The sequence below is a fragment of the Allocoleopsis sp. genome (assembly GCF_036703385.1).
In the GTDB taxonomy this organism is placed as follows: domain Bacteria; phylum Cyanobacteriota; class Cyanobacteriia; order Cyanobacteriales; family Coleofasciculaceae; genus Allocoleopsis.
The window spans coordinates 1-14,144 of record NZ_DATNPA010000115.1 but is presented as its reverse complement, the minus strand read 5'-3'; the positions used below and the strand labels follow the sequence as shown (position 1 = coordinate 14,144).

At 47.4% G+C, this 14,144-nt stretch carries 16 protein-coding genes and 1 pseudogene; 11 read left to right on the top strand and 6 right to left on the bottom strand.

Annotated elements, in window-relative coordinates:
* Positions 1-688 (bottom strand): hypothetical protein (locus V6C93_RS05750; RefSeq protein ID WP_333475694.1); only part of this gene is annotated, 688 nt, incomplete at its 3' end.
* A gap of 333 nt (positions 689-1,021) precedes the next feature.
* Here V6C93_RS05750 and V6C93_RS05745 point away from each other — a divergent pair.
* Positions 1,022-1,861 (top strand): SGNH/GDSL hydrolase family protein, encoded by an 840-nt coding sequence (locus V6C93_RS05745; RefSeq protein WP_333475693.1) that lies wholly within the window; start codon positions 1,022-1,024, stop codon positions 1,859-1,861.
* A gap of 146 nt (positions 1,862-2,007) precedes the next feature.
* Here V6C93_RS05745 and menH read toward each other — a convergent pair whose 3' ends face one another.
* Positions 2,008-2,805, bottom strand: a complete 798-nt coding sequence (gene menH, locus V6C93_RS05740; RefSeq protein ID WP_333475692.1) for a 2-succinyl-6-hydroxy-2,4-cyclohexadiene-1-carboxylate synthase — start codon at positions 2,803-2,805, stop codon at positions 2,008-2,010.
* A 295-nt stretch (positions 2,806-3,100) separates the two neighbouring features.
* On the opposite strand from menH, the gene V6C93_RS05735 reads away from it, so the two are divergent.
* The gene (locus tag V6C93_RS05735; RefSeq protein ID WP_333475691.1) at positions 3,101-3,337 is read left to right on the top strand and encodes a hypothetical protein; all 237 of its coding nucleotides are present in this window, start codon (positions 3,101-3,103) and stop codon (positions 3,335-3,337) included.
* 343 nt (positions 3,338-3,680) lie between these two features.
* On the opposite strand, the gene V6C93_RS05730 is transcribed toward V6C93_RS05735, so the two are convergent.
* On the bottom strand, positions 3,681-4,235 hold the full coding sequence (locus V6C93_RS05730; RefSeq protein ID WP_333475690.1) for a Dps family protein: 555 nt from the start codon (positions 4,233-4,235) through the stop codon (positions 3,681-3,683).
* A gap of 310 nt (positions 4,236-4,545) precedes the next feature.
* On the opposite strand from V6C93_RS05730, the gene V6C93_RS05725 reads away from it, so the two are divergent.
* The 4 genes from V6C93_RS05725 to V6C93_RS05710 all read left to right on the top strand — a co-directional run bounded on the left by V6C93_RS05725 (position 4,546) and on the right by V6C93_RS05710 (position 7,942).
* The gene (locus tag V6C93_RS05725; protein WP_333475689.1) at positions 4,546-4,794 is read left to right on the top strand and encodes an Asr1405/Asl0597 family protein; all 249 of its coding nucleotides are present in this window, start codon (positions 4,546-4,548) and stop codon (positions 4,792-4,794) included.
* A gap of 184 nt (positions 4,795-4,978) precedes the next feature.
* Positions 4,979-6,088 carry an ABC transporter ATP-binding protein gene (locus V6C93_RS05720; protein WP_333475688.1) on the top strand — a complete coding sequence of 370 codons (1,110 nt, stop codon included), beginning with the start codon at positions 4,979-4,981 and terminating at the stop codon, positions 6,086-6,088.
* Between the two features lie 228 nt (positions 6,089-6,316).
* Positions 6,317-6,517 (top strand): hypothetical protein, encoded by a 201-nt coding sequence (locus tag V6C93_RS05715; RefSeq protein ID WP_333475687.1) that lies wholly within the window; start codon positions 6,317-6,319, stop codon positions 6,515-6,517.
* Between the two features lie 237 nt (positions 6,518-6,754).
* On the top strand, positions 6,755-7,942 hold the full coding sequence (locus V6C93_RS05710) for a homocysteine biosynthesis protein (RefSeq protein WP_349262621.1): 1,188 nt from the start codon (positions 6,755-6,757) through the stop codon (positions 7,940-7,942).
* 100 nt (positions 7,943-8,042) lie between these two features.
* Here the strand turns inward: V6C93_RS05710 and V6C93_RS05705 are convergent, their stop codons facing one another.
* Positions 8,043-9,116 (bottom strand): hypothetical protein, encoded by a 1,074-nt coding sequence (locus V6C93_RS05705; RefSeq protein WP_333475685.1) that lies wholly within the window; start codon positions 9,114-9,116, stop codon positions 8,043-8,045.
* Between the two features lie 363 nt (positions 9,117-9,479).
* On the opposite strand from V6C93_RS05705, the gene V6C93_RS05700 reads away from it, so the two are divergent.
* Positions 9,480-10,415: a tetratricopeptide repeat protein gene (locus V6C93_RS05700; protein ID WP_333475684.1), complete on the top strand. Its 936-nt coding sequence runs from the start codon at positions 9,480-9,482 to the stop codon at positions 10,413-10,415.
* Positions 10,416-10,460: 45 nt separating this feature from the next.
* Here V6C93_RS05700 and V6C93_RS05695 read toward each other — a convergent pair whose 3' ends face one another.
* Positions 10,461-11,747, bottom strand: a complete 1,287-nt coding sequence (locus V6C93_RS05695; RefSeq protein ID WP_333475683.1) for a hypothetical protein — start codon at positions 11,745-11,747, stop codon at positions 10,461-10,463.
* A gap of 4 nt (positions 11,748-11,751) precedes the next feature.
* Here V6C93_RS05695 and V6C93_RS05690 point away from each other — a divergent pair, with 4 nt between their 5' ends.
* The 3 genes from V6C93_RS05690 (at position 11,752) to V6C93_RS05680 (ending at position 12,857) form a co-directional block, all read left to right on the top strand.
* A complete protein-coding gene (locus V6C93_RS05690) occupies positions 11,752-11,934 on the top strand; it encodes a hypothetical protein (RefSeq protein ID WP_333475682.1) in 183 nt (60 codons plus the stop codon).
* A 306-nt stretch (positions 11,935-12,240) separates the two neighbouring features.
* On the top strand, positions 12,241-12,591 hold the full coding sequence (locus V6C93_RS05685; protein WP_333475681.1) for a DUF1816 domain-containing protein: 351 nt from the start codon (positions 12,241-12,243) through the stop codon (positions 12,589-12,591).
* A gap of 23 nt (positions 12,592-12,614) precedes the next feature.
* Positions 12,615-12,857 carry a hypothetical protein gene (locus V6C93_RS05680; protein ID WP_333475680.1) on the top strand — a complete coding sequence of 81 codons (243 nt, stop codon included), beginning with the start codon at positions 12,615-12,617 and terminating at the stop codon, positions 12,855-12,857.
* Between the two features lie 36 nt (positions 12,858-12,893).
* Here V6C93_RS05680 and V6C93_RS38930 read toward each other — a convergent pair whose 3' ends face one another.
* A complete protein-coding gene (locus tag V6C93_RS38930) occupies positions 12,894-13,625 on the bottom strand; it encodes a hypothetical protein (RefSeq protein ID WP_333475679.1) in 732 nt (243 codons plus the stop codon).
* Between the two features lie 256 nt (positions 13,626-13,881).
* Between V6C93_RS38930 and V6C93_RS05670 the strand changes: the two are divergent.
* A pseudogene (locus V6C93_RS05670) lies at positions 13,882-14,144 on the top strand (RNA-guided endonuclease TnpB family protein); the annotation flags it as partial.

Genomic DNA, 14,144 nt, shown 5'->3' with positions numbered 1-14,144 from the left:
GATAAAGTAGTTTGAGCTTCCCTTTAGGAGATTTCCGCATTTTGAAAGAAACTCGTCCTGTTTTACCATCCATTCCTTGTGGTGGAACAATCCCGAACATCATCTTCAAGACGACTGTCATCAGCCTTTCCTTTAAGCTTCTTCTTGAAGGTTTAGACTGCTCACCAAAAATCGCTTTCCAAGCTTCCATCTCATTTTGCTCTTTCGGTGCCAGCTCTCCCCCTATGAACTGCACTTGCAAGGTGTTGTCATCACTAGGTTGGCAAACTCCTTGGTTGTGAACGATGCCTCGTAGCGTAGGAGTATTCTCGTCTGCTGTAGTGAATTCAACAATAATGTCGTGAGTCCGTTGTTGGCCCTCGCCTACAGGAACTACAGGTTGCAGTACCCGATCAATTACAATCTTTAAGCTAGTAGGTTGAAACAGATTAAAAGCCAGCCTACCGAGGGTGTAAACATACTTACCGTCAGCTCGCAACTCTCCATTAGGAAAGTTAGGGGCACTAATCAGCAGCCATTGCCCATCCATTAGCGCTTCACTACGAGTCGGTGCTGCCGTTGGGTTTAAGTGTACAAGTTTGGAGATGGCTGCGGCTACGGACTCATGCTTGGTGTCACCCCCGTAGGCAGCGAGTGCCTCCCTCAGCATTATCTTCGCCGCTTTCCTATCTTGAGCCTCAGTATTCATCTGGCGATTGTCAGTATTTCTCAAATTAGCGAGGCTCGCATTTAGTATGCAGCCATCTCCATTATTAGATGGTTGGCCTCAGATAGCTCAACTACTAATTCTTTTGCGGGCAATCCCTCTATTGAGTACGGTTCTACCTCCCTGCACCATCAAAGGATTCGTTACAGTGGATTGAGTGTCTTAGATCCTTCCTTTACGCACCTCGTATCAGGCGAGAGCTAAAAACAAATAGTAGCCCTCTTCCTCGACTGGGGAGGAATAATTTTTAATGAGAAGATTTTGGAATTCTTGAAACAACGATTTCTTGCAGCAGTCCTTGCCTTTCTAGCTTTTATGGTTGCACTCATACTATCAACTCTTCGTTCTGATTCCATCAATGAACTCTATGTGTTTGGAGACAGTCTTTCTGATATGGGAAGAGTGTTTCGGATGACAGGGGGAATGTATCCGCCCAATCCGACTTACTATAAGGGGCGTTACTCGAATGGTCGGGTTTGGGTTGAGTATCTCGCAGAGCGCCTGAAGTTACCGTCTGACCGAGTTACCAACTTTGCCTATGGGGGTGCAATCACCGGAAGCTCTAGCAGCAGTCTTGTCCCCGGATTGGTGACACAGGTGCAGTCGTTTACCCAAGCACATCAACGGACAAATCCAGATGCGCTGTATGTACTTTGGGCCGGAGCGAATGATTATTTGCAGGGAGCCAGCGGTGCGACTAATCCGGTTGAGAATGTGACAGGTGCGATCGCTTCTCTTGCTAATGTGGGTGCTAAAAAGCTCCTAGTGGCAAATTTACCAGATTTGGGGCGGTTACCCGCTACGCGAACCAGTGCTAATTCTGCAAGTCTCACTGCATTAACACAAGCGCATAATCAGGGCTTGAGGCGAAATCTTAAGGTATTAAGCCAGCAGCATTCTGACCTGAAGATTGCGACTCTAGATGCCAATACGCTGTATCGAGAAGCCATCACTAATCCCGCAGCGTTTGGCTTTACTAATGTTACGAGTGCTTGCATATCTAGCTCTGGGACCTGTAGTAATCCAGCTCAGTTTTTGTTCTGGGACAGCATTCATCCCACGACAGCAGCGCACCGGATTTTGGGTGAAGCGGCCTTTGAGGTCATTCAAGAGAAGGGAATGGTGGATTCAATGTTGAAAGCTGTGCTGCCGTAAACCAGTCTAGAGCTTTTCGAGCGATCGCTCTTGGAACGGTATTGTTTCCATTCATTAAGAATACGGAAAATCACGGTAATTTGCGGTGTCAATCACCAAGACACCGATAAAATACTTTACGTTATTTTACACTGCGATTTATTACATTATGTGAAGAATAGCCGAACATTTTCAACAAATGTTTTCGGGTCTTCAAAGTGCATATTATGACCACAACTACTCACTATCTCTAGCGTTGTGGATTGGCACAATCTAGCCATGTCAGAGTTGATGACTATAAATTTGCTGTCATATTCGCCAACGACTAAAAGCAAAGGATTTTTATTGTGCTTTATATTTTCCCACAAACAAGGCTGACATCCAAGACCTAAATTACGTAGTGATTTAGCTAACATACACGGATTATTATGTAATCGACTTTCTATTAAGAAATCAAATTTTGGATGATTTTTTAAAGAAGCGAAAAGTGGCTGATCATACCACTTTTCTAAAAATGTCGGTAAATTACCTTTTTCCAATTTTTTTGATAGTGCAAAATCACGTTGAATTCGTTCTAGTCGATCCCGTTCTGTTTTCAGACCCGGAGATGCAGATTCAAGCACAACCTTAGAGAAATATTGTGGGAAATGGAGATTTAGGTATAAAGCCAATCGACCCCCCATAGAATAGCCAACTAAAAAGCAATTTTTAACATTTAGCTGGTCTAGCAAATTAATCACAGCATCAGCGGTGTTCGACATCATATAGCACTCTTCGTCTCCCAAAACCCTAGTTTTTCCATGACCGGGGAGGTCAACGGTTAGAGAACAAAACTGGTCAGATAACAAGGAAATAACTTCATTAAATTCATTACCATCACCCATAAATCCGTGCAAAAAAAGAATCAGAGGTTTAGCTCTGTTACCTCTGAAAGAATAGTGAAATTTAAAATTGTCAAACATCATTGTCTACCACCGCTTGGGTAACCCTACTGGAGGTTAAGATACCCTAACTCATTTGAACAATGGAAAGTAATTATCTACCCTAGGGGAATACCAGGCAATCACGCTTGTGATAGTCTAAGTGGCTGAGTTGAAACAATGAACATCCTTAGCTCTTGTTTCCAAACTACTCAGTGCGCTCTTTCATGGGGCGTTGTAGACGTTCGCTTTTCTCTCTCACCCACAACTTATCCTAATTTAATTAAATTAGCGCTGTGGGTTTAAGATTTCGATTTAAACAGTTGCCGAGGTGATAATCATGCCTAAATTAGAATTGACTGTTAACCAAGTGATTGATTTGGTTAAGCAACTACCACAGAAGGAAAAGTTCGCAGTTTTACATGCTCTCAATCAGGAAACAGGGACGCGAGCGGAAGATGAGAAGTCAAAGCAGGAAGAACAAGAACTACGAGCTTTGAGTGCGAAGCGGGGGCTGGATTGGGACAGGTTGAGTGAAGATGACAAGGATGTGCTGGCAAAGAAGTTGCTGCGCTAGGACAGGTGATTTTTGGCTAATTCTTTAGCAATTCTTTATGGGCGGGTTTCGCAGATAAGTTTGGATTCTATGCGATCGCATTTAAACAAAACCCGCCTTCACGTTTGACTCTAACCGACCTTTATAACAAAAACTACCCTTCCAAAAGTCGGTTAGGTAGAGGCGGGTTTTAATTGTGTAGAGGCGAATCTTGTGTTCGCCCCTTCTGGAATTCAAGTAAGGGCGGGTTTTTATGGTTCTTTTTCTAAAGCTTGGCGTCCTATAGGTAAACCCACCCTTACAAAAACCTGGGTAACGATAAGAATTTCAGCCTCTAGAGAGATTTAAATTCAGGTTAAGCGTGTTAGTTCTGTGAACCTGAAACAAACCCCAGCGTTAAGCTGTCATGAGCGAGGAAGTGAGCCAGGTGATAAGCTCTTTCCTCGGTTTCCAACAGGATTTTTTCATACAAATACCGGGTAGCGCGATCGCCTAAACTCTCCGCTTGCCCTGCCTGACGCCGAATCAATTGAATCAATGCTTGCTCTGCGGCGAGATCGTGTTCTACCATCTCGCGGCACGAAAACACACCATCCGCTTCTGGCGAAAAGCAACACAATTGTGCCAGTGTAGCGAAGCTAGCTGCCGGAACACCCCCTAGCCCATCCAATCGCTCTCCAATGTCATGGACATGTCCCTGCACTTCTTCGTAGCTTTCATTAAAGAACTGGTGCAGCATGTAAAATTCAGCACCTTCCACCACAAAGTGATGCTTCTGGTATTGCAGGTAGAGCGCTTGAAAACTTGCCAAAGCAATGTTGAGTCCCTCACAGATCGGTGCGGTGACATTCCGTTCTAGCAAGATTGGATTATCGTAGACCTCGCCAAATGTGCGTAATATACCCTGAGTTTCTGCCATGTGTCGTGTTCTCCTCTCATTAGGCAGGTTTTCTTGGCAATGATAAAGTGTAACACGCCTATCTCAGAAATTTCACTATGTCAATAGTTTACCAGTCATATCTCGCTATGCTGGCTTGCTGGTCTTCTCAGCTATTTGAGGATAATTTTCGCTAATTTTTGCAAGTTAGTTGAGAATTTTTAGCATTTGCTTTATATGTAGATTAGTCAGGCTCAGAATTTGAGAGACCTTGTTACTGTCCAAGTCTCCCGGAAAGCTTTTGGGCTTTCTTGAAGACACTAATGATAAAGTATCGCATCTTTGAAGACGCATGAGTCGATTCAGTTCCAAAATAGAAGCCGATCAAGAGATTGAGATTAGCTGGGGCGATCGCTGGCAAGTTTACAGGCGCTTACAAGAGCTAGAGATTCCCTGTCAATGTCGGACTAACCAGCCTTTGCGCTATCAGATTCAGGATGTGGCAGCTGCCATTCAACTCTGGAGTGTCGTCAGGCAGCTAACCGTTCCACGCCGCGAACTGGCATCTTGGCTGGAACACTGCTGGCAAATTTGGGGTTAACACTGGGTATATAGCGGTTCTCATGTGCGTCAACCACAGGGTAGGGGCAAGGCATGTCGTAGCCCTGCAAAAGTCGTGTGTTTCCCCCAACAGAGAACCCCTGGATCGACTGACTGAAATCTGGAGCTAGATCAACAAAACCAACTAACTCAGCACTCTAGAACTCTCGAAACTCAAAACTTCAATGACAAAACCGACGATTCTAAAATTAGAGGGCATCACCAAGCAGTTTGAGCATTCACCCTGCCCAGCGGTTGCCAATGTTACATTGTCGCTACAACAGGGGGAGTTGCTAGGTTTACTCGGCCCCTCGGGCTGCGGCAAAACTACACTGTTGCGCATCATTGCAGGGTTTGAGCATCCTCAGTCAGGAATTGTAGAGTTGGCTGGGCGTCTGGTTGCGGGTTGCGGTTCTTGGGTACCTCCAGAGCAGAGGGATACAGGTATGGTGTTTCAAGACTATGCTTTGTTTCCTCACCTCACTGTGGCGAAGAATGTAGCCTTTGGTTTGAAAAAGAGCCGAGTTCTGGTTAAGGAAACAATTAAAGAATTGCTCGCCCTGGTTGGATTATCTGGGCGAGAAAAGCGTTACCCTCACGAACTCTCGGGAGGTCAGCAACAACGAGTGGCTCTTGCCCGTGCCTTAGCGCCGCGACCGGCTTTAATTTTGTTGGATGAACCCTTGAGCAATCTGGATGTCCAAGTGCGTTTGCGGTTGCGCCACGAAGTGCGATCGATTCTCAAGCAAACTGGAACATCTGCTATTTTTGTCACTCACGACCAAGAAGAAGCCCTTTCCATTTGCGACAAGGTCGGTGTGATGTGCGGCGGACACTTAGAGCAGTTCGGGACACCAGAGGAAATCTACACTCATCCTGCCACTCGCTTTGTAGCAGAATTTGTTACTCAGGCTAATTTTCTACTGGCCCAACGCCGAGACCACCTGTGGGAAACTGAAGTGGGGTCTTTTGAGGTGAGGCATGTGGACTCCAGACTCAATCCTCCAGGCGAGACTGAACCCTGTTTATACAATGTGGGCGAGATCATGTTGCGTGAAGAAAACCTCATGCTCCAGCCGGATGACGAGGCAAAGGTTGTGATTTGCGATCGCCACTTTCTAGGACGCGAATATCGCTATTGTTTAGAGACGCCTTCTGGGAAAAAACTACATGCTCGCACAAAACTCAGCACCCAGTTGCCAGTAGGGATGCGGGTAAGTGTGTCTGCCACTAATTCCTTGCAAATTTTTCCCACCGCCTCATTGATGCCCCAAAACGCTCCTGTCTTGCTTTAATCCTGTGCGGAACCCTAATAGAGGTGAAGTCGGTTAGAGCAATTAAAGTCTGTTGACACATCCTCTGGGCTATCTCTGTTAGGGGTGTTTACCTCCACTGGTCTTTCTACCTTCTCTACTAACATGAGTAATCGGCAGGTGAACCCTCCTCACTTTGCCGCTAAGTGAACGCGAAAGCGTTCTTCACAAAGAGCGACTCCATTGCATCTACTTAATTAGGAGAATCTCATGACCTACAGAAACCATGTAAATCCTTGGTGTATCGTCCGGCAACAGGCGAACAGGCAATCACGGCTTATCGTGCGCTTTCATCGTCGCGCTGATGCTGAAGCCCATCTGCAAATTCTTCGCTCAAAAAATCCAACGGCGTCCTATGAAGTTATCTTTGATGTGACTTCGGAACAGCCCAACTTGATGGCTCAGCTTTAAGACTTGCGAACCCAACTCTCATGTTTCACTAGCGTTCAGCATCTGTTGCTTCAAGACAGACAGGACTTACGAAACTTATCTTTGAACCACCATGCGTAGGGGCGAATGACCATTCGCCCTTACAATATTTGGCTTCTGTGCATAAGTTCTGACCTATTTTCAATGCACCTTGAGTGAGCAGATCACAGCCAAATGCTAGAAACTAAGGAGGAGTTGTGTCTAAGCCATCAACCAACAATGCGAACCCTTGCTGAAATCAACGACAAAATCCGTCGCCAATGTGCCGTGGTATGGACAATAGAGGAACTTAAAGCAAGAGTAGCAGAGGTTGGTGTCACTCAGACGGCTCAAGAAGTTGACGTAGTTACCACCGGCACCTTTGAGCCGATGGAGTCTTCTGGTGCCATTATCAATCTAGGTCACACAGACCCACCCATTAAGATTCGCAAATGTTGGTTGGATGGTATCCCAGCCTACGCTGGCTTTGGGGCAGTAGATTTGTATTTGGGAGCCACTCAAGGCGTAGATTATATTGATACGGGTGAAGTACCCGACGTTGAAGAATTAAGAGAACGGGGCGGTGGTCATGTCATAGAAGACCTGATTGCGGATAAACCTGTACACTTGCGTGCGATCGGACAGGTGACAGACTGTTATCCTAGGGCATCTTTTGAGACAACCATCACCCGCAATACCATTAATCAATTTTATTTATTTAATCCCAGGAATCTCTATCAAAATTTTATTGTTGGGGTCAATGGTGGCGATCGCCCTCTGTTCACCTACCTCGGTCCCTTGCAACCTCGACTCGCCAATGCCGTCTACTCCAACCCAGGAGCCATTTCTCCGCTGTTGAATGACCCCGAACTCCAGCTGATTGGTATCGGTACCCAAATTTTCCTGGGTGGTGGTATTGGCTACATTGCCTGGGAAGGTACCCAACACTTTCCGTTACAAAAACGCCTTCCCAATCGAACGCCAATCGGCCCATCCGCTACACTGGCCTTAATTGGAGATGCCAAGCAAATGAATCCCAAGTGGGTACGGGGTTGCTACTTCAAAAATTATGGCCCTTCTCTAATGTTGGGTGTCGGCGTGCCACTCCCTGTATTGAACGAGGAAGTGGTCAACTCCTGTGCTGTCCAAGATAAGGACGTTGTCGCACCTGTCGTAGACTTCTCTATTCCTCGGCGCGTCCGTCCCACCTTTGGTCTAGTGAGCTATGCCCAACTGAAAACCGGTCGTATCACCATTGAGGGCAAATCAGTCAAGGTTGCTCCCCTGGCGAGTATCTTCCGTTCACGGCAGGTCGCTGTGGAATTAAAGGAGTGGATTCTCCGAGGCGAATTTACCCTCACTGAACCTGTAGCATCAATTCCGATGAACCGCTCCTTTCTGCCGCAAGATTTGCATACTTCTTTGTAATTCATGACTGATTCTTTATTGACTCATTCAATATTTGAGTATGAGGAGACTGAGGAGTGAGAAAAATCCTTCCCACTCCCCAATTCCTACTTTCTAGTCCTTAGCTAGAAGGATTGCCCGACGGACTGCCTTCTCCCTGCTTCTCGCTGCGTTTGATGGGTTTAGGTACCGGGTCGCGGCGTTTGGGTGGTGTACTGGTTGCTGTTGTTGGTCGTTCACCTTTGCGCATAGGACGCTGGTTGGAGGCGTGCTTTTTGCCTCCCGCCCCAAGCGGTCTCCTTTTCTGGAAAGGTTTCTTTTTGGGATACTTCTTCGCAGGCAGCAGACCAATATCGTTGGCCTCTTGAATCAAGAGGGTATTAGCTTGTAGCTGGACATGCAAATCCCAAAAGTGACCAATTACCCGGTCTCCGAGGAGACCCTTGAGCTTTAACTTGAAAAACTTAGTCTTGTCCGCCTCTTTACGCGGAGACTGCTTGATTTTAACGATGACTTGTTCTTCTTCTCGCGAGTGGTAGATTACCTCACCACGAATGGAAAAATAGCCATCTTGGACAATAGATGAGACCTCCGGTTCAGACGGTTCTGGAGACGTCTCTCCTTGTGGTTCGTCTACTTTGTCTAGTTTGTCTAGTTCTTCTGGTTTGTCTGGTTTGTCTGGTTCTTCTGGTTCTTCTGGCGCTTCCTCTGAGGTAGATGGGTTGGGTAGCGTTTTTTGGAGTTTATCGGGTTCCCAGACGCCAACGATTTGGACGTGCAAGTTTCCGTCTTCTTGTCTTGACCGGGGATAAACGACCCAAAGGTGAGGTTGGTCTAAGCTTAAGTGATTTTTCACTAAGCTCATTACACGACCCAGCAAGACGGCATCAATCAGTGTTCCATCTGCTGCCACTAATGTACCTCGCGTCAATTGATCGACGGAAGGCATATATTGTCCCCGTATCAGTCCGATCGCTCGGTACTGCATGGGTTCACTGGGTGGGGGAATCGGTTGCTGTCGCTCTTGGTCTAATGACATGATTCCGGTCGAATCAGCTTCTTGAGCTGCGGTAGTAACGTTTGAATCATCGCCTGATGGCGTTGTTGGGGCCTGACTTGGTACACTGGATGTTTCTGGTAACTGAGTATCAGAAAACTGGGGTGATTCGGAAGACCGATTCACAGAAGGACTCATATAACCTCCTAGCGGCGGAGACACATTCCCTTATGGGAGTTGGGCTGACGTCAAAAGCATCGTTTCTTTCACAACTATCAAGCGGCTTGGTGCCTTGCCCAAGGAAATTGTCCTTAGACTTTGGCTTTTCAAGACGCTCAAAGGGTGAGAGCACTGAATATCAGTCTGCCCATTGTACAAAATGCAGTGGGAGGACTGGTATATCCGCAAAGTTTATGGAATCTTTAATCGGAAAAGCTTGCACCTAATCAAATCTAGCTTAATGCTGTCCATAATTCTGGCCTGATTCATGTTTTCGCTACTGGAAAATCTTCCAGTTGCCTCAAGTAGTTTAATAATGTGATTAGAGTTCGAGGAAGTTTTGTGTCTCAAAAGCGGAATCCTTGGGTAAGTATAGTCTTGGTGCTGGCGGTACTGGCTTTTGTCGGTTTTTCGATGATTCCTTTGCTAGATATCGTCCTCACGGATAATTCACCTTCTTCAGAAGCAACAACCGCATCGACGCCGACAATTGGGGGGCAAAAGCAAGCCGAACTAGAAGCTCAGGCTAAGGGATATGAACTGGTAGTACAGCGAGAGCCACAGAATGCATCGGCGTTGCGGGGGCTTTTGGAGACACGGCTGAAGCTGGGAGATATCGTTGGGGCGATTCCTCCTCTAGAACAGATCGTGAAGCTGAACCCTGATCAACCTGAATATGCCGTCTTGCTGGCTCAGGCCAAACAGCAGCTCGGCGACAAGGAAGCAGCGGCTCAAACCTATCGGACACTCCTAGCCTCAAAGCCGGGGAATCTCGAGGCTCTGGAAGGGCTTGTAGGTCTATACATTCAGCAAAAGCGCCCAGAAGCTGCTATCGGTCTGCTACAAGACACCCTAAAAACAGCAACGCCGATTAATGATATGAAACCCGGAACGGTGGATGTGATCTCCGTTCAGCTGTTGTTGGGTTTGGTTTATGCCAATGAGAAGCGCTACACCGAAGCGATCGCAATCTATGATGAGGCGATCAAGACTAACAAGCAAGATTTTCGCCCCCTACTAGCCAAAGCATTGATTCTCAAAGAACAGGGTAAAGTGGCAGACGCCAAACCTCTGTTTACAACGGCAGCTTCTTTAGCGCCACCTAAGTACAAAGATCAAGTCGAGCAGCTGGCAAAAGAGGCTGTAGAACCCAAGAGTGTTCCGTCTGGGAAAGAATCTCCGAAGAGTTCGCCCTCTGCCTCTCCTAACAATCAGCCTGCTTCTCCTGAGGGTGTGCCTGCTGCTCCAAAAGCGACAGCTGATTCTCCGGGAACCTAGACCGTCGCGGCAAAAGTTATTATCTCTATTTCCCATACCCTTGCTCTAATGCGTCTGAGGCCAAGGAATTTGGGTATTATTTGCCAGCTGCTTCGCAACCGCAGCGGCTCCGTAGCGATTCAGATGGCTGGGGTCAGAGAAATATTCGTTTTGGTTAGGCCACTGTCGTCCCATATCGATAAAGCTCAAGCCGTCACCCGCTTGTTGCTGCATCAACTGCTGAAATTGCTGCTCCCGGAGGCGGCGCACCGAATCTAAATAGTCTTGGTTGAGGGGCAAATTGACGAAAACCAAGGGAATCTGTTGCTGCTTCGCCAAGGCTTTCACTGAATTGAGCGCAGTGGCTTGCTGTCCTGCTAAATTGAAGGGCTGATAATCGGCATCATATCGACCCGATACGCGTGGCTTTTTCTGATAGTAGATTTTGGGATCGAAACGGATATCCAAGGGGAGGAAACCATTGGCCTTAATGGCCAAACTACTGTAGCCTGTTATGTTCCGAGCCAGAGTCAGCCCAGAAGGCGCTGTTATCTCATCCAACTGTGTTAAGAGTAGCCCTTCATCTCGGATGGTTCCTGAATTGCCCATCGCTTCAAGAGATACTCCTGCCATCCGCCACGGCCTTGGAGTAGCTGCTAAGCTGGTTGAGCTACCTGACGCTTTGGAATTCTGTGGGCTGAATCTCGACAGGGACGCCCCTGAAGTGTTTTCGCAGTCCTCAAACGTTTCAGATCCGTTTTGGGGGAGTGTAGGGCGTGAGCCTGCCATCAAGCCTTGGTATCCAGCAGACGCGACCATGCTGTTATAGGTTCGGTCTGGTCGCCCACTGTTAAACGCTCGTACCCCATCCGCCCACAGAATTAAGCGTGGCAGTTGTTCGGGAGTTAGAAGTTGCCGCAATTGAAAGTCAACAATTTGAGCTGTTCCACCATTGACAGCAAAGTTGAAGACTTTGAGATTTCCTTTACCTTGAGCGGCTAAAGCTTGTTGCAACTGCTGGGGATCGATGCCTACTAAAGCGCGGGAACTACCGACAATTAGAACATCGGGCTTACCAACAGCAGCGATATAGGATAGATAAAGCAGTAGCTGCTCGTCAAAGATTTGGTTGTTGAAGCTAGCAAAGGGCAGCTGGGAATTAGCGATCGCTGCTTTTTGGATCGCAACATCCAGGTTTTGGAGATACTCTGCGACTTTTTTCTGGGCAAAAGCACGTTTGGGACTTTGTGGGGAAACGGCTTGCATTGCCCCGATCGCTTGCACCCAACTTGAGACGACTAAATCCCAATCTTGTTTGGATTTAGCTGATTGAGCCAGAATAGCTGCCCTCATTGCTTTGTCAACAGCCTTAGTAAAGGGCTCGATTCGAGGGCAGTTCGAGGAAGACTCTTGGGATACAACTGAGCGTGCCGTAAAGTGGCGTACTGACGATGAAGTCTTTCTGACTGTAGTCTCAGGCAGTGAGAGCGAGGCACAGCCTGTAGTCAAGGTCAGCAAAGCTACGCTGGCAGCACCATGAAGTCGAAGGCAAAATTTAGCCATATTACGCCGGAACAGTGAGTTACATACCAAGTCTTGACTCCCTGTGCTGTGGCTCGCCGAAGTTGAAGTGCCCCTCTAGTATTGGGATGCCAGTGGCGAGAGAGTCCTAGCATTCATTATCAGTGCCGTTGAGCCATCATGGAACGAACGTTGTCTGGGTACTTGCATTTGACTTGACAACGATCAATAAATGTGCAAAATTTTGTGAGCGGTGATGCTTCTTGGCTCACTGACCCTCGACGCTGAGTGACCCCGTTCGCTGAAACAACGCAAGAGTGTAAAAATGCTCGGAGTTTTTTTATTCTTTCTACTTTGCGCCCTCGTTTGCCTGTTGCTCCAATTACCTCAGCGACAGATGGTGAAGGTTACCAGCACCTTGGACATGGCCTTGCCAACACTGGCACCAGAGAAGTTCTCGAAGGATACTACTAACAGCATGGCTTGGTGGGTAAAAATTGTTACGGAGACGCCAGATTGCACTTACTTCTTTGGGCCATTTGAGAGTTCCAGCGAAGCGAAGCAGAATCAAAGCGGTTACATAGAAGACCTTGAACAGGAGGGAGCCGTGGGAATAGGGGTTCTTATCTTGCAAGATCAGCCCGAAACTCTCACAATTTATAACGAACAAGAGTGATTTCCCTAGGGAAATATAACCTGATGAAAGACCGACTCGTCCGTTGGCTGAATCAATTTTTAATGGTTGATGTGTTCCTGGTTTTGTTGAGCTTTTTTTGGTTAGCGATCGCAGTAGTCGGTCGATCCATTGGCGTTCCCTTGGGACTAGATCTCTGGTATCGCTTGTGGGAGCCTGTATTTACGCCAGCGATCGGTCTATTGATGGCTGGCGCACTTTTGAGTGGACTGGCCAGCCAGATCTCCAAGTGGCTCAACCCTAATTGATTATAGGGAATGGAACTTCTCCCAATTCCCACTGAATTAGGCTTCTGCCTCATCGTTAGCGGACTGAGCCGTCGCAGTAAATTGATTGACGAGTTCCTGAATGATTGCTTGTGGATCATTGGTTTCAATTCCCAACTGCTGGGCAACCAGTTGAAGTAAGTTGGGGTCTTGCTGCAACCTTACCAATAACTCATCCAACGTGATCGTTTCAGTAGCTGCCTCTTCCTGATTAATGGGTTCACCCTGTTGATCCAAGGCGGTTAAAGGGAGAAAAGACTCTGTAGCCGAGGCATCTGGCCCCTCATACTCCCAAACCGCTCCACCCGAATCCCTATTTAACAGCTGCCTGCCAATGTCATAGGCCACATTTCCAATTTCCTGTAGAGCAGGGGTAGATTGTGCTTGATCGGCTAAATGCACCAGTCGCATTGCTAACTCATCGTTGGGTGCGGGTGATGCCAGCACTCGTTCCCCAAAACGCCGCAGCCACGACACCCAATCCGCTTCGGTGACGCGTCCTTTAAGTCCCTCAAACCAGCGCGAAACCCGTTGCTGATCCCAGCCATGTCCCACTCCTTCCAGCAGTTGCCTGAACAGATACTCATAATCTGAATCGGCTAGGGAGGGTAACGCTTCTAAGTCCCGCATTCCAGAATTGGAGGAAGATGAATGGACTCTGTTCCGGTAAGAGGAGGATTGGGATGAGGTTCCACTGCCAAACCAACGCCGAAACAACCCCTTAAGCCACCGCCAAATCCGCTTGAGCATCTGTCGCCCCTTTGCATCCCGTCATTCCGATTTTAGACCCCAGTGTCTGTAAGAGCGCGATTTCTTACAATTGAAGCATCATTCGCTTTGTTGCAAAAGTTTATATCCCCTCACGCAGGTGGCGTAAATTGCTGAATTACTCTGTAGACCAGTTCAACAGCCTCCACTTGATGACCAAAAAAATGGGATTCAGGCCCCGTCCTTCTAGGACGGCTTTATCCATGATATGATTTTGATGTAGGTTTTTCCACATCAAATGATTGTCCTAGAGTTCAAGGCTAAGGGAAAAACAACTCAATACGCTGCCATAGACGAGGCGATTAGGACAGCACAATTTGTCCGCAACAAGATTATCCGCTTTTGGATGGACAATCGAGAGGTGGGGCAAAAGGAGCTGTATCGTCACAACACGGCACTGAGAGCTGAGTTTCCATTTGTAAACGCCTTGAACTCTCATGCTTGTCAAGTCGCAGTAGATAGAGCATATATTGCAATCAATCGGTTCTACGCTAACTGCAA